This window comes from Dyadobacter endophyticus, from assembly GCF_014641595.1.
Lineage (GTDB): Bacteria > Bacteroidota > Bacteroidia > Cytophagales > Spirosomataceae > Dyadobacter > Dyadobacter endophyticus.
In genome coordinates this window covers 2,623,539-2,643,100 of the sequence record NZ_BMIA01000001.1, presented here as the reverse complement: position 1 = coordinate 2,643,100, position 19,562 = coordinate 2,623,539, and the positions used below count along the sequence as shown (strand labels likewise).

General features: G+C 51.5%; 14 protein-coding genes. 10 read left to right on the top strand and 4 right to left on the bottom strand.

Annotated elements, in window-relative coordinates:
• Positions 1–18: 18 nt before the first annotated feature.
• The 7 genes from IEY24_RS10625 (at position 19) to IEY24_RS33085 (ending at position 9,865) form a co-directional block, all read left to right on the top strand.
• The gene (locus IEY24_RS10625; protein WP_188931462.1) at positions 19–1,335 is read left to right on the top strand and encodes a vanadium-dependent haloperoxidase; all 1,317 of its coding nucleotides are present in this window, start codon (positions 19–21) and stop codon (positions 1,333–1,335) included.
• A 626-nt stretch (positions 1,336–1,961) separates the two neighbouring features.
• Positions 1,962–4,283: a PSD1 and planctomycete cytochrome C domain-containing protein gene (locus IEY24_RS10620; RefSeq protein ID WP_188931460.1), complete on the top strand. Its 2,322-nt coding sequence runs from the start codon at positions 1,962–1,964 to the stop codon at positions 4,281–4,283.
• Between the two features lie 11 nt (positions 4,284–4,294).
• Positions 4,295–5,755, top strand: coding sequence for a DUF1501 domain-containing protein (locus IEY24_RS10615; protein WP_188931458.1), 1,461 nt, complete (start codon positions 4,295–4,297; stop codon positions 5,753–5,755).
• 21 nt (positions 5,756–5,776) lie between these two features.
• The gene (locus IEY24_RS10610; RefSeq protein WP_188931456.1) at positions 5,777–7,939 is read left to right on the top strand and encodes an FN3 associated domain-containing protein; all 2,163 of its coding nucleotides are present in this window, start codon (positions 5,777–5,779) and stop codon (positions 7,937–7,939) included.
• Between the two features lie 134 nt (positions 7,940–8,073).
• Positions 8,074–9,108, top strand: a complete 1,035-nt coding sequence (locus IEY24_RS10605; protein ID WP_188931454.1) for a sensor histidine kinase — start codon at positions 8,074–8,076, stop codon at positions 9,106–9,108.
• Positions 9,105–9,707: a LytR/AlgR family response regulator transcription factor gene (locus IEY24_RS10600; protein ID WP_229221831.1), complete on the top strand. Its 603-nt coding sequence runs from the start codon at positions 9,105–9,107 to the stop codon at positions 9,705–9,707. The genes IEY24_RS10605 and IEY24_RS10600 overlap by 4 nt, the downstream gene beginning before the upstream one ends.
• A gap of 32 nt (positions 9,708–9,739) precedes the next feature.
• Positions 9,740–9,865 carry a hypothetical protein gene (locus IEY24_RS33085; RefSeq protein WP_369009287.1) on the top strand — a complete coding sequence of 42 codons (126 nt, stop codon included), beginning with the start codon at positions 9,740–9,742 and terminating at the stop codon, positions 9,863–9,865.
• Positions 9,866–9,925: 60 nt separating this feature from the next.
• On the opposite strand, the gene IEY24_RS10595 is transcribed toward IEY24_RS33085, so the two are convergent.
• Positions 9,926–10,516: a porin family protein gene (locus IEY24_RS10595; RefSeq protein WP_188931452.1), complete on the bottom strand. Its 591-nt coding sequence runs from the start codon at positions 10,514–10,516 to the stop codon at positions 9,926–9,928.
• A 272-nt stretch (positions 10,517–10,788) separates the two neighbouring features.
• On the opposite strand from IEY24_RS10595, the gene IEY24_RS10590 reads away from it, so the two are divergent.
• Together IEY24_RS10590 and IEY24_RS10585 are read left to right on the top strand one after the other, a co-directional pair.
• A complete protein-coding gene (locus tag IEY24_RS10590; protein WP_188931450.1) occupies positions 10,789–11,850 on the top strand; it encodes a TlpA disulfide reductase family protein in 1,062 nt (353 codons plus the stop codon).
• Positions 11,851–11,858: 8 nt separating this feature from the next.
• Entirely contained in the window at positions 11,859–14,174 is a 2,316-nt protein-coding gene (locus IEY24_RS10585; protein WP_188931448.1) for a glycosyl hydrolase family 95 catalytic domain-containing protein, read from the top strand.
• 38 nt (positions 14,175–14,212) lie between these two features.
• Here the strand turns inward: IEY24_RS10585 and IEY24_RS10580 are convergent, their stop codons facing one another.
• Positions 14,213–15,400, bottom strand: coding sequence for an FAD-dependent oxidoreductase (locus IEY24_RS10580; RefSeq protein ID WP_188931446.1), 1,188 nt, complete (start codon positions 15,398–15,400; stop codon positions 14,213–14,215).
• A gap of 215 nt (positions 15,401–15,615) precedes the next feature.
• Here IEY24_RS10580 and IEY24_RS10575 point away from each other — a divergent pair, with 215 nt between their 5' ends.
• Positions 15,616–16,314: a MarR family winged helix-turn-helix transcriptional regulator gene (locus IEY24_RS10575; protein WP_188931444.1), complete on the top strand. Its 699-nt coding sequence runs from the start codon at positions 15,616–15,618 to the stop codon at positions 16,312–16,314.
• A gap of 30 nt (positions 16,315–16,344) precedes the next feature.
• Here IEY24_RS10575 and IEY24_RS10570 read toward each other — a convergent pair whose 3' ends face one another.
• Positions 16,345–17,439, bottom strand: a complete 1,095-nt coding sequence (locus tag IEY24_RS10570) for an FAD-dependent monooxygenase (RefSeq protein ID WP_188931442.1) — start codon at positions 17,437–17,439, stop codon at positions 16,345–16,347.
• The gene (locus IEY24_RS10565; RefSeq protein ID WP_188931440.1) at positions 17,440–19,359 is read right to left on the bottom strand and encodes a LodA/GoxA family CTQ-dependent oxidase; all 1,920 of its coding nucleotides are present in this window, start codon (positions 19,357–19,359) and stop codon (positions 17,440–17,442) included.
• Positions 19,360–19,562: the final 203 nt, after the last annotated feature.

The following is a 19,562-nucleotide window of genomic DNA, read 5'->3' as shown; positions in this document are numbered from 1 at the left end:
CCGCCACAAAAACCGCAAATGAAAATATTATTGAAAGCGATCTGCGCGTCAGTCATTCTTTTGAACGTGATCACGGGCTGCACCAGGGAAAGGGCAGTACGCCGGGATGAAGCCGAAGTACTTCACGAAAACCAGGATATTCTCACCCAAGTCATCATTTACGACGTATTCTCGCCGCCCGTAGCAAGCCGTATTTACGCGTACTCGTCCCTCGCATCCTATGAAGCCATACGATTCGCGAAGGAAGGGAGCCCTTCTATCACGGAAAAACTGAATGGATTCGGGAAAATGCCTGAGCCGGTACCAGGCAAGGAATACAACTATACGCTGGCAGCTACCAAGGCATTTTTTACGGTGGTAAGGATGGTAAAAGTGTTTTCAGTCGATTCACTGAGCGCTTACGAGGCCTCTGTATACGGTAATTTCAAAGAAACGCTGGATGATTCAACCTATCAGCGATCGGTCGCATTGGGCGATACGGTTGCGAAAACCATCCTGGCGAGAGCGAAAGCGGATGGTTACGTGAAATCAAGAGGCAAGCCGAAATACCTCGGTACCAGCGAGCCCGGAAAATGGAGGCCCACACCGCCCGATTACCTGGACGGCGTAGAATGGTGCTGGAACACCATGATGCCCATGGCGCTCGATTCCGCGGCGCAATTTATGCCGCCCAGGCCGCCCAAATACAGTAAAGATACCAACAGCGCTTTCTATAAAGGCGCAAAAGAGGTTTTTGAAACGGGGATCCATTTGACCGAAGCGCAAAGGGAAATTGCGCGTTTCTGGGACGACAATCCTTTTACTATTGAACATTCGGGGCATTTGATAATGGGTAAAAAGAAAATTACCCCGGGAGGCCACTGGATGGGTATCGCCGCCATCGCCGCAAAACAAACCCACGCCGATCCGGTAAAAACCGCGAGGGGGTATGCGCTCACCGCCATCGCATTATACGATGCGTTTATCGCTTGCTGGGACGAAAAGTACCGCAGCAGTGTAGTAAGGCCCGTAACGGTCGTCAATGAAATGATCGACAGAAATTTTGTCCCCTTTTTGCAAACACCGCCTTTCCCCGAATACCCCAGCGGGCACAGTAGCATCACAGCGTCGGCGTCGACCGTGCTGACCCATTTGTATGGGGCCAATTTTGCGTTTCAGGACACGAGTGATCTCCGGTACATCGGCATGCAGCGGCATTTTAACTCATTTCAGGAAGCTGCCTCCGAGGCATCGGTGAGCCGTTTGTATGGCGGTATCCATTACAGGCTCAGTGTCGACGAGGGCGCCAGGCAGGGCAAGAAAGTAGGGGCCCATATCATCCAAAGATTACGCTAGTCTCTGCCTGTCAGGCGCGGATAATGCACAAGCCACAGGCTACCGCTTCGGGAAGGTCTATTTGCGGGCCTAATTAGTATGTATGTACATTAAATACATACTATCCATGAAAGAGGGTAAGATTGCGTCATCTGCTGTAACTGTCGAAATTTGCATTAAAAAATGACTGATATATAAAGTACTGAATATTAAAGTATTATGTATTTTAATGCAAATGTAAAATGGATTTTTAGCTTTCTTTTTTGTGTGCTGTTAATATGTTGGTATATTTGAACATATATAAAATAACCAGACATAGCAGCTCTTGTAATCGCGTTTGTCGCCCCGAAAAGGGAGGTGGTAATGAGAAGAACAAGCAGGTTGAGGCAAGAAACGAGGTAAATGCAAACATGGTATCGAAAGGTGTCAATATGAAACTGAACCCTTGGACTAAATTGCTATAAATTTGCAATTTGTCGGTGTGTGGCTGTGGCAGATAAGGTTGTTTCGGTGTTCCCGGGTGGAGAAATAGCAGGAGGCGAGGGGCAGATATCACTGATAGTATATTAGCATTTACCTGGGTGCGGAGTTTGCATGGCTTGGAGCGGATAATCGGATGAGTTTTTTCCAGTTTTAGTGATCGATAAATGAAGAAGCAGTCTTTATTTTTAGTGTTGGCAATTGGCGCCTTTGCCTTGCTGGTGGTTTCCTGCTTTCAAAAGAACGGGACCTTGCAGAAAAAATCAGGCACCGGGCCTGTCAGTTATAATTTTGATATCAGGCCTATCCTTTCTGATAAATGTTTTGCCTGCCATGGTCCCGACGCCAAGAAACGGGAGGCGGGCTTACGGCTCGATGTTGCCGAAAGTGCCTATGCCAAATTGAAAGATGGCAAAGGTTTCGCGATTTTCCCGGGCAAACCTGAACAGTCGGAGGTGTACAAGCGGATCACTTCGGTAGATCCCTCTTATCAGATGCCTACGCCCGAATCGCACCTGGGTTTGTTGAGTGAATCGGAAATCGGGCTGGTACGCGATTGGATCAAGCAAGGTGCCAAATATGAAAAGCACTGGGCGTTTGCCGCCCCGGTATTGCCTGCCGTGCCGGAAGTGTCGGATGAAGCCTGGCCTAAAAACGAGATCGATCATTTTGTCCTTCAAAAAATGGAGGGAGCAGGGCTTGCGCCTAACGAGGAGGCCGGGAAGAGCCATCTGCTGAAAAGGGCCGCGCTGGATCTGACCGGCCTGCCACCCACTTTGGAAATGCAGCAAAAATTTGCCGCCGATAAAAGCGACAAAGCTTACGAAAAGATAGTAGATGAGCTGCTCGCTCAAAAGACATTTGGAGAGAAAATGGCTGTTTACTGGCTCGATGTGGCCCGCTATGCCGATTCCTATGGTTACCAGGACGATGAGTACCGTACCCAGTGGCCCTGGCGCGATTGGGTGATCAATGCATTCAACAAAAACATGCCTTATGACCGTTTCCTGTCGTGGCAGATCGCGGGCGATATGCTGCCCAATGCCAATAAGGAGCAAATACTGGCGACTGCCTTTTTCCGGAACCATAAATACACCGAAGAAGGCGGAGTGATCCCGGAGGAATATCGGATTGAGTACAATATCGACAAGACGAAGACTTTCAGTACCGGGATATTGGGATTGACCGTAGAATGTGCGCAATGCCATGACCACAAGTACGACCCCATTTCCCAGGAAGACTACTACCGGCTTTTCGCGTTTTTCAACAACTCGAAAGAGCTCGGTTTCGAGGGCGCGATCGATAATACCAGACCGGCCAAAATACCGGTGATGACGATTTCCGACGCCGAAGCGAAGACGTTGCTATCGTTCATCAACAGGCCCGATACCAGCAGGCTCATGGTGTCCGTATTGGGCGACCTGGACACGCTCCGGCCTACGCACATTCTCAACCGCGGCGTGTACGACGCTCCCGGGCGCGTGGTGACCGCGGTCGCATTGCCGGCAGTAATGAAATTCGACACCACCAAAATGCCACAGAACAGGTTGGGACTGGCCAAATGGACAACCAGCAAAAGCAACCCGCTCACGGCCAGGGTATTCGTGAATCAGATCTGGCAGGAGTTCTTCGGCCGAGGTATTGTCAAAAGTACAGGTGATTTCGGGATGCAGGGCGACCTGCCTACAAACCCGGCGTTGCTGGATTGGCTTGCCGTTGATTTCATGAACCATGGCTGGGACATTAAGAGGTTGGTGAAGCAGATCGTAACATCGGCCACCTACCGGCAATCGGCTAAGATCAGCGAAGAAAAGCTCAAAGCCGATCCCGATAATATTTACCTGTCGCACGGCCCGCGTTACAGGCTGCCTGCGGAGCTGGTAAGGGACATGGTATTGTCGACGAGCGGGCTCCTCAACCCGAAAATCGGCGGGCCTAGCGTAAAGCCTTACCAGCCGAAAGGACTCTGGGAGGCTGCAACTTCGGGGCGCGGCACGCTGCGGACGTATCAGCAGGACAAAGGTGACGCATTGTACCGGCGTGGGATGTATACATTCATTAAGCTGACTGTACCGCCGCCGTCGATGATCATTTTCGATGCCAGTAACCGCGACCATTGCGAGGTCAAACGTTCCAAAACGAACACGCCATTGCAGGCCCTGGTGATGCTCAACGACCCCACGGTCCTGGAAGCGTCACGGGTACTCGCCGAACGGACTGTTGTGAAATCTACCGACGTAGATCACAATATCAGGACGTTGTTTCAACGGATTGTCTGCCGCCAGCCCACCGACAAGGAGGTGAAGCTGCTGACAGATTACTACAATGGCGAAGCCTCTATGTTCTCCAAAGACAAGAAGCACGCTTTCAAAGTGCTGAATGTGGGTGAATATCCGCACGAAGCCAAAGCGGATGAGGTACGGGCAGCGGCGCTCATGCGGGTGATCAACGCGCTGTACAACATGGAAGAGACGATTACAAAAAGCTAAAACTAGTGACAATGGAAAAGCCAATATTTGATTTCGGGATGAATACCACCCGCAGGCACTTTTTATCCAAACTGAGTCTGGGAATTGGCAGTGCTGCCCTGGGCTCGCTACTCATTCCGGATCTGTTTAAAGGCGGAGGCGGAGAACCGGACGTGGAAGGGCTCATGGCCGGCCTGCCTCATTTTGCGCCCAAAGCGAAACGCGTGATCTACCTTTTTCAAAACGGTGCACCGTCGCAGCTTGACCTGTTCGACTACAAGCCCATGCTGAACAAAATGCATGGGCAGGACCTGCCGGAATCGATCCGCGGTACCCAGCGCCTGACCGGTATGACGGCCAATCAGGCCAAGTTTCCGTTGGCCGGTTCGGTATTTAATTTTAAACAGCACGGGAAAAGCGGCGCGTGGATGAGCGAGTTACTGCCCCATATGGCAAGTATCGCCGACGATCTTTGTATTATCAAAACCCTGAATACCGAGGCAATCAACCATGACCCTGCCCTTACCTTTTTCCAGACCGGTGCGCAGGTAGGCAACCGTCCAAGTTTCGGGTCGTGGCTGAGTTACGGCCTGGGAAGCGAGAACCAGAACCTGCCCGGCTTTTGCGTTTTGTTGTCGCGCGGGAAAGGAAACGGACAGGGCGTTTATTCCAAATTGTGGACTAATGGCTTCCTGGATTCGGTACACCAGGGCGTACAGTTCAGCAGTGGGGAAAATCCGGTTTTATACCTCAATGACCCCGACGGCATGGATAGGGCGCAGCGTCGTAAAATGCTTGACAATCTGACCGAGCTGAACCAGGGAACATATAATGAATTTGGTGACCCGGAAATTACCGCCAAGGTGCAGCAATACGAAATGGCTTTTCGTATGCAGACTGCCGTTCCGGAAATCACCGACATGACCAAAGAGCCGGAATCCATTGTGAAAATGTATGGGCCGGAGTGCCTTGTGCCCGGTACTTACGCGGCGAACTGCCTTTTGGCACGGAAGCTCTCCGAGCAGGGCGTCCGCTTCGTGCAGCTGTACCATCAGGGCTGGGACAGCCATGGCGGGCTCCCGAACGAGATCAAGGGGCAATGTATGGATGTCGACCAGGCGTCGGCGGCTTTGATCACCGATCTCAAACAGCGTGGATTGCTGGATGAGACGCTGGTGATCTGGGGCGGGGAGTTTGGTCGTACCAACTATTGCCAGGGAACACTCACCAAAGACAACTACGGTCGCGACCATCATCCGAGGGCCTTTACCGTATGGATGGCCGGCGGTGGTGTGAAGCCGGGCATTGTTTATGGAGAGACCGATGAGTTCGGATATAACATCGTGAAGGACCCGGTGCATGTGCATGATTTTCATGCGACCATACTTAATCAGTTGGGCTTGGATCACGAAAAACTGGTTTTCAAACACCAGGGACGCCGTTATCGACTTACCGATGTAGCCGGCAAGCTGGTGAAAGGGATCATTGCATAATCAAACTCAAACCTCGAAACAGTGCGCAGATATTTGTCGGATTGGAAAGGGCTGGTCTATAACCTGGCCTTCTTCCTGAATGGTTTACTCGTATTCCTTTTGCTTTTCGAAGGCCGTTTTGTCGTCCCGTTCTGGATGCAGGCCATCGGAAGGATGCACCCATTGGTTTTACACTTTCCTTTGGTGGTGCTGATATTGTACAGTTTATGGGTGATCATCGTCGAAAAGCCGGAGTCGGCCCGATGGAATACCGGATTGGCGGATAGTTTGCTGATCATCGGGACGCTGACGGCCGTAGTGGCGGCATTTTCAGGTTTTATCCTCTCCAAAGAAGAGGGGTATGAATCGGGAACATTGTTATGGCATAAATGGCTGGGTGTCGCGATCTCGCTTGCGAGCATTATCTGGTATGGGTTCCGGAAGTCGCTGATGCCTTGGAAAATACCTTCCAAAATGGTGGCGGGTTCGTTTCTGGTGCTGCTTTTTGTAGGCGGGCACCTGGGGGGGAATCTTACCCACGGCGAGGATTTCCTGATCTCGCCCCTGGGGCCAGCGGTAGAGGAAAGCCCGAAAGTGGCCTTTGAAGAGGCGAAAGTTTATGCCGATCTAGTAAAACCTGTATTGGATCAGAAATGCCTCTCGTGCCATAATGCAGAGAAATCGAAAGGGGATTTGCAGATGCAGACCCAGGCATTGCTTACCAAAGGAGGGAAGGGAGGCATTTTGTGGGATACTACCAAAGCAGACCTCGGCCTGCTCATCGGCCGGCTGCATTTGCCGCTCGACGACAAAAAACACATGCCTCCACGCGGGAAAGTACAGCTCACGGACGACGAAATTATGTTGCTCGCGGCATGGGTGAAGGGTGGTTCGCGGTTCGATCAGCTGGTTAGTTCCCTATCGCCTCAGAATCCGGTTTATGCCTACGGGCAGAATGTACTGGGGGGCGGCCGGACCGAAGAGGCATATGATTTTAGTGCAGCGGACCCCGACGAAGTGATTAAGCTCAATACAAGCTACCGGTTGATCAAACCACTTTCAGCGGAATCCCCGGCATTGTTTGTTAATTTTTATAGTCGTGCCAATTTTAAAATAACAGAGATTGAAGGATTGCAGCCGTTGAAGGCTCAGATCGTCTCCATGGATTTGAGCAAGATGCCGGTGCGTGATGAGGACATTAAAGTGATAGCCGGTTTTCCCGAACTCCGCAAGCTGATCCTGAACTTCACCGATGTGACGGGTAATTCGCTCGGGGAGCTGAAAAAACTCGGAAAGCTTCGTGAACTGTCGCTGAGTGGTACTGCCGTGAAAATGGAGCAGGTGAAAGCGCTGGAAGCCATCCCATCCCTGAAAAAGGTTTATTTGTGGAGTACGGGCATGAAGAAAGACGAGCTGGCAAGACTGAAAAAAAGCTCTAAAATCGCATTTGAAACGGGTTTTAGCGGCGATACTGTGGTGCTGGCCCTCAACCCGCCGATTATTGTTACCGAAAATCAGCTCGTGGGCGCGGACGGTACATTATCCCTTAAACATCAGATAGCCGGTACGGTTATCCGGTATACTTTGGACGGCAGCGAGCCCGATAGCACAAAATCGCCAGTGTACGAAAAGCCGATTTCCATTACCAGGAACACGATGCTGAAAGCCCGCGCATTCAGAGCGGGGTGGTATGGCAGCAAGCAGGTTGGAAAGGTGTTTTTCAAAGCCGGCTACCCCGTCGACAGCGCGCAGCTGCTCACGCCGGCAGACCAGGGTTACAAGGGAAAGGGAGCTTTATCACTGTTCGACGGCAAGGTAGGGGACACCGAACGGGTCAGCGGGACCTGGCTGGGTTATAACCAGAGTGATTTCCAGGGCTATCTGTATTTCAAAAAACCGGTAAAAGCGGCTAATGTGACCGTCAGCATGCTTAGAAACCTGGGAAGTTATATTTTCCCGCCAACCCGGATCGAGGTGTGGGGTGGCGCCAATGAAAAATCGCTCAAATTACTGAAAGTGATCACCCCGGAAGTGCCCGCAAAGGACATCCCGGGAGCGGAGAACCTTGTTTACGAAGCGGCGTTCGAACCCCAGTTGCTTAGTTGCGTTAAAGTCGTGGCTAAACCCCTCGGGAAATTGCCGGCCTGGCATCAGGGCAAGGGAGGAAAAGGCTGGATGTTTGTGGACGAGATCATAGTGAATTAGAGCAGAATACCCATTAGATAGGTTAATCGGTGGTACGCAAGAGACTGGCTTTTTAAGTCAGTCTTTCTTCATATCCGGCGGTAGGATAGAAGAAAAAAACTATTTTTAGGCATTGTCAAACACTCCCTTGGTCAATGTCTGAATCGCTGCCGACAAGAAATCTCGTAAAGCTCAACATCGTGCTTTCTGTATTGTTGTCGGTCGTGTTTTGCGTATTTCTCCTGGCCATCACCAAGAATCCGGCCGACACCCTTGTACGGTTTGTCCAGATCTCGCTATTTATCGGCCTGGCGGGCTTTCTCAATCTTTGTTTACACATCCTTTTTGCCCGAAGATCTTCGCGGTATCTCACTCACGACCAGTTTCTATTTTATAGTCTGAGCTACTGCGTGGCCATTTTGGTCTGGCTTTTGGTCAGATACTTCCATATGGCTGTAACGGGACGGCCCTGGGAGGGCGAGGGGGAAAACATGCTGGAATCTTACAGCCTGGCGATACTGGCGGTATCTGCATTCAACACACTGATCCTGATGCTGCAAAATCTGGTGATCCTGCAACACCGCAAAGCCAGAAGCGAGATCGAAAATCTCCAATTGAAAGCATATGCAGGAGAAACGAGGAATCTTCTGCTTAGTCAGCAAATCCATCCCCATTTTCTGTTCAATGCTCTGAACACCGTCAAATCACTTTACAAAAGAGATGTTAACGAAGGCGAACGTTACCTGGTGCATCTGGCCAATTTTCTCCGGGTCGCCGTCTCGAACCATGGTACCACCACCACATTGATAAAAAACGAGCTTGACTTTTGCCTGAACTACCTGCAAATGCAGCAGGTCCGGTTTGGAAGCGCGTTGACCTATTCAGTAGCGCTTTCCGACCACACGGTGAATAGTGGATTCCTGCCATTCTTTTCCTTGCAGCCGCTGGTCGAGAATGCGTTGAAGCACAACCTGCTGACGGAAGAAAAACCGATTAAAATCCTGATCGACGAGCACGAAGGCTACATTCGTGTAAGCAACAACCTGCAAGTACGGGCCTACAAGGAGCCGTCGACAGGTCAGGGGCTGTCGAACCTGACCGAGCGGTACCGACTCCTGGGAGCAGGGCAGATCGGGATCGAATCGGGCCCGGAGGTATTCAGGGTGAGCATTAAAATTCTCAACAAATGAACATCGTAATCATCGAAGACGAATGGCTGACGGCGGATGACCTGATGCAGACGATACAGGAAGCGGATCCGTCCCTTGCAATCACTGCAATCATCAAATCGGTGGACGAAGGCGTTCGCTGGTTCGGGAGCAACCCGGCCCCCGACCTGATATTCAGCGACATCCAGCTGGGCGACGGATTGAGTTTTGAAATACTCGCGGGACAGCAGGTTCCGGTGATTTTTTGTACTGCTTACGACGAATATGCGCTCCATGCATTTAATGCGAACGGTATCGACTATATCCTCAAACCTTTTACCAAAGAATCCGTTTCCCGGGCACTGGCTAAATACAAAAACCTGACCCGCGGCAAGGTCGGGGACATTTCAACGCAATACGAATCGGTCAGGCGGCTGTTTTCCGATGTGAGGGCGGCCAGGCCCTCGTCATTGCTGATCCATTTTAAGGATACGATATTCCCGCTTAAAATAGCGGATATCGCGCTGTTCCGTCTGGAGCACGGAATTGTCCACCTGACTACTTTTGAGAAAAAGATCTATTATCCGGGTAAAAGTCTGGATGAATTGGAAGGAGTTGTGGGAGACGATTTTTTCGTGTAAACCGGCAATATCTGGTCAACCGGAGCGCGATCGTGAATGCGTCGAGTATCTTGTCACGGAAGCTTTCCATCAGTGTGAATGTGCCTGTAAGTGAAACGGTGACAATTAGTAAAGAGAAGGCGCCAGCCTTTCTCAAATGGCTTACCGGAGCGGTATGAGGAAACTCCGGGCGGCTGTCGGCTACCCGGAGTTGTGGAATATGAGCGTGCGGTAAGCCGCTAGAAAGTATAAAAGATGCTTGCCTGCGCGGTCGACGTCGTAAAGTCCGGTTTGATGATCGGATTACCTGTGTCGCCGATTTTAGTAAAACCATAAATGTAGCGCACCCCCATACCAAGGCCCATTTTGGATTGGAAACCGATACCGCCTACTGCGCCGGCGTCGACTTTTTTTGCAAACTTTTGGTCACCGGCAAGACCCGGCACTTCCTCTTTAATAAGCATAGCCGCTTGCGCACCGCCTTCAAGATAGAATCCCGACCTTGTTTTATAGCGAAGCAGGATCGGGACGGTCGTGTAGTGGAGTTTGATATCCTCTTTGCCCAAAATATCGGACTTGGCTTTGGCTCCCTGCAGAGAATACAAAATATCTTCCTGGATAGAAAACCGGTCGTTGAGCTTAAAGCCGATGGTGCCTCCGAAGTGATAGCCAACGAGCGGATCGGTAGCGAAGTTTGCATTAACGAAATCGCTGTAACCCACGCCGGCTTTGATTCCGAATTCCAGTCTTTTCGTCAGGCCGGGCACCAAACCCTGGCTGAATGCACCTGTTGACATTAGCACTAAGGCCGCCAATAATAACTTTTTCATAATTTGAATTGTAAGGATGAACATTACTGTCTGTTGACAAGGATTAATGTCCAAAATTGGCGTGCTGGCGGAAGTTACGTAAGCGGAATCATTGCGAAACGGACACATTGGGCAATAAGGCGGCCCGGTGCGGGGCGGTACCGCTCGCCCGATACACACGTACGGATAAGGTCGCAGCCGATTTTTCAGGGTCGGCAGGATGCTATATTTAAAAGCAGGGAAAAATTCGATTACATTGTAAATCCGAAAGGCGTCCACCAACATTAGCCAGCATGAACCCGAACATCATTCTCCAATCGGTTTTTCTATTTCTCACTATCGGCGTTTTTACTTCCTATGCCCAAAAACCGACCATTGCCGGATCAATTACCGGGATAGGGAAGTCGCCAATCCAATTCCGGTATGTGAAGGACGGGAAGCGCCAGGTTGATACAGTTTTAGCTGTAAATGACCATTTTAAATACACTCCCAAAGGCTCCGACGATAGCACATTGACAATGCTCTTCGCAACGTCGGGATATTTACGGCTATGGGTTGAACCGGGCGAAGTAACTGTCTCCGGCTCTTTTGATCACCCATTCAGGCTACGTTTAAAGGGTGGGAAGGAAAACGCGCTGGTGGATCAGTACAATGCAGCAATCGACTGGAAATATGACGAGCTGGCAAATGGTAAACCCGACTCGGTGAAGAGCAAACTGGAAAAGGAGAAGGAGGTAAAAACACGGGCATTCATCCAATCGCATCCATCCAGCCGCATGGCCGCTGAGCTTCTTTATTGGCAATCCATGTACAACGATGCCGAGCTCGCGACACACGAAACGTTGTGGCAGGCATTCACGCCGGCTGTCCGTGCCTCTAAGCAGGGAATAAAGCTTTCGCAGAGATTAAATGCCGTCCGAAATCAACCTGTTCCCGGCAAATCAGCACCCGACTTCACAATCCCGGATGTTTCCGGCAACCCTGTTTCGTTGGCTGATTTCAAAGGTAAATACGTCCTTCTCGACTTTTGGGGCCATTGGTGCGGCCCGTGTGTCCGGGCATTTCCGGCGTTGAAGGCCCTTTATGACCGCTTCGCAAACAAAATGACGATTGTCGGGATTGCGGCAGAATCCAAAAATGACCGCGACAAATGGGTGAATATGATTAAGGAAAATAACCTGAACTGGGTCCAGCTCTCCGAGCTTGAAGCAGACAATGGAAAAGTGAACCAGACCTATAATATTGTCGCCTTTCCAACCTATTTTCTGGTTGATAAGGCCGGAAAGGTTGTCAGTAAATCAAATGCTATCAAGGATATCGAATCGGCTATCAATTCTATTGAAGATTTGAAATGAGGAACAAAATGACGGGTACTGATCATAATTTCTTTTTGAAAACCACGCTGACCTGCCTGGCGGCGTTGTCGTTTTTGACGGGCCAGGCCCAACCGCAGGAGAAACATAACCTCCATTTTGACAAGCTTGCCAAAGTTTGGGACGAGGCTTTGCCGCTGGGTAATGGCACGGTAGGAGCGCTGATCTGGGAACGCGAAGGTAAGCTACGCCTCTCGCTGGATCGCGCCGATATCTGGGACATGCGCCCGATGGCTGGCCTGCATCGCGAAGAATTCAGCTACAAATGGGTACAGGACCAGGTTCGGAAAAAGGATTATAAGCCTGTGCAGCAGTATTTTGATGCGCCTTATGACCGCGAGCCGGCGCCGTCCAAGATTCCTGCCGGCGCACTGGAATTCGCCCTTCCCGCAGGGATTGAAGTAACGAAGGCGGATGTGCTGCTGGCTTCGGCCACGGCAGTGGTGGAATGGTCCAACGGGATGGTGCTGAAGACCTTTGTACACGCCACTAAACCAGCGGGCTGGTTCCGGTTTGAGCATGTTTCGGAGAATGTGATGCCAGAGCTCATTGCGCCCAAATACAGTGGGGCGGTCAAGGAAGGAGGCGAGGTCAACTCGCTGGTGGGTGATGATCTCGCCCGCCTCGGGTACAAACAGGGCATCATTACGCGGGAAGCCAATAGCATTACTTATCGTCAGGAGGGCTGGGGCGGTTTCAGTTACGAGATCGCCGTGAAATGGAAGCCGCTTCGTAACGGAATTATAGAAGGGGTATGGAGTGTTTCGTCACATTATCCGAACGCAGCGGCCAGACCCAATGCTGCCGCGATTACGAGCGATGCATTAAAAGGGACCTACTCCACCGCTTATTCGTCGCACGTTGCCTGGTGGCAGAAATTCTGGAATATGTCGTCCATTCGTGTGCCGGACGCGCTGATCGAAAAACAATGGTACGTCGAACAATACAAGTTCGGCTCGGCCGCCCGGCGTGGCGCCCCGCCCATTTCATTGCAGGCGGTATGGACGGCGGATAATGGCCGTATCCCGCCATGGAAAGGTGATTACCACCATGACCTCAACACCCAGCTCAGCTACTGGCCTGCTTACAGTGGTAACCACCTGGAAGAAGCATTGGGATACCTCGATCATTTGGACGAAAACAAGGAGAATTACCAACGCTATACCAAACAATATTTCGGTGTAGAAGGTCTCGCTGTTCCGGGCGTAACCACCCTCGATGGTACCGAAATGGGCGGCTGGATCCAGTATTCGCTTTCCCCGACCGTATCGGGCTGGCTTGCGCATCATTACTATCTGCAATGGCGCTACGGTATGGATAGCGATTTTCTGAAAGATCGTGCCTATCCCTGGTTCAAACAGGTTTGTACATTCTTTGAAAATATTACTATTAAAAATGAAAAGGGGATCCGGCAATTGCCCATCAGTTCGAGTCCCGAAATCCGCGACAACAAGCTGGAAGCCTGGTTTCCCCAGACAACGAATTATGACCTGGCGTTGATCAGGTTTGCATTCGGGGCGGGTGCGGAACTCGCGCTCGCGACGGGCGACCGGGTACAGGCGCAAAAGTGGCGTGAGCTTCTGGCCGAATTCCCGCCGTTTGCCTTTACTGAAAACAGCGAGCTGATGTTTGCCCCAACGCTTCCGTACAACGAATCGCACCGGCATTTTTCGCATCTGATGGCCATTCATCCATTGGGCCTCATCAAATGGGAGGATGGCCCGGAGGCGCAGAAAATGATCGGGAACACCATCGCATTGCTGGATAAAATCGGTCCCGATTATTGGTGCGGCTATTCCTATTCCTGGCTGGCAAACCTGAAAGCGCGGGCGAAAGACGGAGCGGGCGCCCAAAAGGCCCTTGAAATTTTCGCGAAGGCATTCTGCCTGCCCAATAGCTTCCACGCCAACGGCGACCAGACGAAATCGGGGCTTTCAAAATTTACCTACCGGCCGTTTACCCTGGAAGGTAATTTCGCATTCGCCTCGGGTTTGCAGGAAATGATGCTACAAAGTTATGCCGGTTTTATTGAGATCATGCCGGCGGTGCCCGAAGTATGGAAAGACGCTGATTTTAAGGATTTACGCGCCGAAGGGGCCGTTCTCGTAAGTGCTGCCAAACGTGGCGGTAAGGTTACATCGATCGGAATGACCGCCGAAAAGGAGGGTGAAATTGTTTTGAAAAAACCTTTTGAAAAATACCGGGTAGCGTCAGCCAAAGGAATTGAGATCGTCAAAGATGAAGGTGGGCTTCTGCGGCTTAAATGCCGTGCGAGCGGCAGCATTGTATTGACAAGGGCTGAGTAGTTGCATGAGGATTGTTTTCATGGCTTTTTCGGTCTGAATCATACCAGTTTTCGATGCCAGTCGACCTGGTAGCCGTATACCCATTCCATTTTTCGGGCTTCCAGCCTGACGAACAACGGCAGGAGCAAGTCGCGGAAAAATTGTTGAAAACGGTTAGGGACGGTTTTGCTATCCCCAACCTTGCGGGCTTGTTGGATAATGGCCTGAACCCGTGCCTGACGTAGGGATTGAAAGTGCGTAAAGGCTGTTGACAGATCGGCAAAATCCCGGATGCATTGGGCCAGAACCAGTGTATCTTCCAGCGCCAGGGAGGCGCCCTGGCCAATGTGCGGGGCCGTAGCATGGGCAGCGTCGCCGATCAGGCAAATGCGTCCCTGATGCCACTCCGGCAAAAACGGGATGTCGTAAATTGGGTAAATTTCAATCGAATGTGCGGCCCGGATGGTAGCTGCAATGGGTTCCGGGTCATTCCGGTGCAATGCGAGCAACCGCTCTGTCAGATCGGCCTTCTCCGAGCGGTTCAGCGCTTGCCGGGACGGTTCGGTTGTTTGGGCGATGTTGTTAAACCACCAGACTTCGCCATGATTCGAGACCGCATATGCGAAGAACCCGCGTTCGCCAAATGTCATGTGAATAGCGTCCGTCGGAAGCGAAAAATTGGCCAAATTGCTGGTCCCCGCGGTGGACAGCAAGCCGGTGTACTCCGGTTTGGGTGCATCCGGGAAAAGTTTCTGGCGGACGACCGAATGAATGCCGTCGCAGCCAATCAACAAATCGCCTTCGGCCGTGGAACCGTCCGCAAAATGGGCCGTTACGATGCCATTCTCCTCATTTTGAACGACAGATACCAGGTATTTACCAAACTCGACGCGAATATCGGCCCGCTGAGCGGCCTTGCGCAGGGAGCTATTAAGCAAACTACGTTTAATCTGAACCGTCTGACTGCCGTAGCGGGAAATTTGATCCGCATTATCGATCACGCCGATGGCCTTGTTACGGGAATTGAAAAACCGGATCTTTCCGGGCGTGTATTCCGTCAGGACTTCATCTAATGCGACATATTGCTTCAAAACGTTAAGTCCGTTCGGGGAAATACCAAGGAAAGCGCCTTTTTCGTCGTCAGTATCCGGTTTTGCTTCGTAGATCACAGACTGGATGTCAATTTTTTTCAAGGCAAGTGCCATGGCAGGGCCGGCGATCCCGCAGCCAATAATAATTGCTTTCATATAAACGCTTCATTTAAGGAATTCAGAACTCTTTCCGCTATTTGTCAGACGTGTGAAAGGGAGCCTCGTTTCCGGCTGTATGCCGTAAAGATTTTTGTAAAACGCTCCTGATATTTACATCGATTTCGTTTTATAAATACAAAACTAGATCGAAAAAGATATAAAAACAACGAAACCGATTATTTTATTTATATTTGCAACAAAATCGATTTATTATGAAACCTGTCGTTGAACTGATCAGTGAATGGGATAATTACCAGGAAACCCATCCTGACGCGACCGTGTCGGACTTTTGCAGGCATTACCTGGCCATGACGGAGATTAACAGCGTGTCCGAAGGGCTCTTTGCAGGGGTGGAGCCGCCAGATCAGACATCGACCGTTGCCAAATTGATTGGAAGACTAGGCAGTATGCTAGCCGCCTATTCCAAGCTGGCATTGAAAGAGGGAGACGAAGTGGAGCTGGATGCATTCTATTGTCTGAACACAATTTTCCACCAGGGCGAGGCCCGAAAAATTGATGTGATCAGCTATAACTTTTTCGAGCAAACCACGGGTATCGACTTACTGAACCGATTAAAAAAAGCGGGTTACATCTCCGAAAGAACCGATCCATCGGACAAACGCGCCAAGCTGGTTCAACTCACCGGTACCGGGAAACAGCTGTTGTTTTCGCTTTATCAACGACTTTATTTTCCCGCTTACCTATTGTTTGGCGAAATGTCGAAAGTGGATATTCATCTGATTATAAGCTTGCTGGGGCCTGTTGAGACGAAGCATGGAAGGATACTGGGCGATAACCGCACCCGGAGCTTTGCCGACATGCTGGTCGAAACATTAGGTGCTGAAAAACTGGATGAGGTGATCAAATATCAGCAAAACCAGGTTGCGCGGTTCGCGGCCGGGAAGCAATGAGCTGAATTTAAAAAAGCGTTTCCCTTTGTTTTATCCGACTTTCCGCCGGTTCCAAAAAGGCAATCCCGCCCATCGCTGCTCGGCTGAATACTGTTGGCTATGCATTTGAAGATAAATATCGAATGCCTGGCTGATGATCACATCGTAAGCGAGCAGGGCGTCCGTGTGACCCGCAAGCGTGTCCGCGATCGCGTGGCCCGCATAATAGCCGCCTTCCAATGCCGACATGATCCCGTATGAAGAGATAGGGTCGAAAGAATAGGCAGCATCGCCGACGGCCAGCCACCGGTTACCAGTTCGCTCATCGAGCATGGAGGTGGAGGCGGGTCTTAGCGTTATTTCTTCGGCATTACAGGCAATGGGTTTCTTTAATAGGTTGGATATTAACTTGTTGGTGCTTGACTGGGCAAATGCCATAAAATGATTGGTATTCATTAATTCCTTGTCGACCAGGTCGTTGTCGGTCATGTAGGCAATTGACAGCTTGTGATTGGAAAGCGGCGCAGCATACCACCAGCCGTTTGCGACAGCTTCGATAAAAGTATTTTGCCGCAGCATAGTGTCGCCGACGGTCAGTTGCGCGGAGATGCCCACCAGCGCATCCAGCCGCTTTCGCTTCCGGCCCAGAATGCGGGCGATCCGGGCCTGGCGGCCGGTGGCATCCACCAGGAAGCTGCATGAAACTGTGGCATTTTGCTCCCCATCCAGGGAAACCTGCCAACGGTCGGGAAGTTGTTCGATGTATGTCACGCGATGGCCCGACAGCCATCCAATGCCACGGGAAATGCAGTGCGTCCGCAGCTGTTTTTCAAAAAAAGGCCGGTCCAGATGCCACCCATGCGGATTGACCTGTGTGAAAAAACTCTTTTCGTACGGAACATCGCTGCCCCATACGAAATGGTTGCCATAACACGGCAGGTGAGCCGGATCGACCATCAAATGATCGATCCCGGCCCTTGCCAATATGGAAGTCGCATTGGGTGGAATCGTTTCGCCGATTTTAGCCGTCAATGCAATTTCAGGCTCGACAACCAGGCAACCAACTCCACGGTTAATCAGACTCAATGCAGTAGCCATCCCGGCAATGCCTCCTCCGGCGATCACGACGGGCGTTGTGTGCTCCATCTAGCGTTCGTCGCGTCTGAATGCACGCCGTTCGCGCCGTGGCCGCGCGGGGCTTTCCTCGTCTCCCGCCACGGTTTTCAAAAGCACCGTAGCTTCCCGAAGTATCTGTGGCGTTGCATGTTCCGCTTCCAGGACCTGCTGGTAGGTTGGGTCGCTCTCCGTAAACTGCGCGCGGTCCGACTCTACCCATAGCTGTTCGGGGAGCCACTTGGTTTCACCGGTTTTCGGCAGCGGATGTTGCACGATAATGCCCAGCTCATGCCAGCGGGCCACCATATTATTGATTTTGGATTGATACTGTGTACCCAGGTCGCGCAGCCAGTCCTGGCGGTAATCCAGGTGCTTCAACCGCTGGGCGTCATTCATACCGCTGTCTGACAGCCTGGTAAAACTGTCGCTCGAAAGCACCTGATTAGGAACGCGCGCGGCCCAAAAGGAGGGAAGCGCCAGGTACAATGAGGCCACATATCCGGAGAGGCAGCTTGCTTCGTCGGTTTGCCAGGGCACGCCAAGCCAGCGGGTGAGCGACCCCGGCCCGCTGCCATCGAGCGGCCCTCCTGGTTGCAGGGCGATGGCGGGGGACAACAGGGGACCATAATCGTCTTTGGGCGAAACACCTTCCGGAAGTATTTTAATACGGAAAGGCTTTTTCTCCTGCCAGAAAATCAGGTTGCGGAAAGGCCAGGTGATTTCGATGCCGGGGTGGAATGGCCCGCCGAGGCATTCTTCCAGGGGGGCCTTGTTAAGGGCGGCAACCTGTTCTTCCGGATTCAGATGGTCAAACAACGGTGGTGCTTGTAGCGAACCCGTGGTAAAATCTCCATTCGCCCAACGCTCCATGCATTCATACTGGGTTGCGGTGAGAGGCAAATCCACGCTCGGTAGCGCTTCATAATCGCCGAAGGTATCTCCGTAAAACGGCGGGATCTTTTCCGGCTCATATTGGTCGCCATTCGGCTTGCGGTACCAATTGAATACCCGTTCCCTATCTGCCCGGCTGCTTTCGGAAGGGTCGGAGAGTTTGGCAAGAATGTCTTTTTCGGTAAAATCGCTGGGCGAATTCTGGCCAAACAGCATGTAGAAACCGTGGTTTACCCACTGCGTGTCGACGGTCCGTTTGAGGATCGGATAGATGTGTTCATAGAAAACGATCGCTTCCGGTTTTTCCAGCCAGCCGCTGCGTACATACAGGTCATACACGACGTCGTACATGGTCACGACGGCAAACAATCCCTGTCCGAAGTTGGGAGGCGTTACCGCTACCATCGCCGGCGCAGCCTCGAACGTCTGGCCATCCAGCACGACAGTCGCGCGGACCGTGCCGTCGGAAACATCGTCGTGCCAGCCGTCGTTGTTGGCAAAAGTGATGGCTGGCAAACTGTTATGCGAGGCCGACTTTCCTTCCCCGCCCAACACGATCAGGCGTCCTGCGTGATCTGTACGGACTTCTCCAAGCGGAACCTCGGTATCGTAAAACTTGCCACCGTCAAACTGGTAAGCGGGGCCGCTCACGTTTTGGCCGTTGATCGCCCTTGGCCCGGGGTCGATGATTAACTGGGAACGGTCATCACCTTTGACGCCCGCATTACGAAATGCCGCCGGTATTCCGTAACCGGGAATATCCAAGGCATTCATAAACTGGTACCAGCCGGCCTTCCTGTTGGCAACATGCACCCGCCAGCTAATGCTTACATTGTCGGAGGCTGTCAGTTCCCTGATCACCTCGCCGTTTTCGCCGATGCCGTAAATCCGGAAGAGAACGGCCTGTTTCTTCACGCGCCCGAGCGCATCCTTGTACCCGCTCTCGGGCACAGGAGGTTGTCCCGGTATCTCCGAGGCCAGGAAAAATTCATCCGAGTTCCCGACACGCGCAATGCCGAGCGGTGGATAAATCGCAACTGATTTGATGGTAGAGGGCATCTGTTTTCAGTTTAAATGGTTGATGTGAATGAATGGAAATCCGGACTGCCCCTAATTGCAATCGAATGCAACCGGTATTGGCCGATGATCTTAGGACAAAGGAGTATGTAGCTATTTTTACTTTTGGCAGCACTTTTTTCTAATAAAGTATTGAGTTATCGGTAGAATTAGTTTGTAATGTCCGGCTGTAACCCGGCACGTAG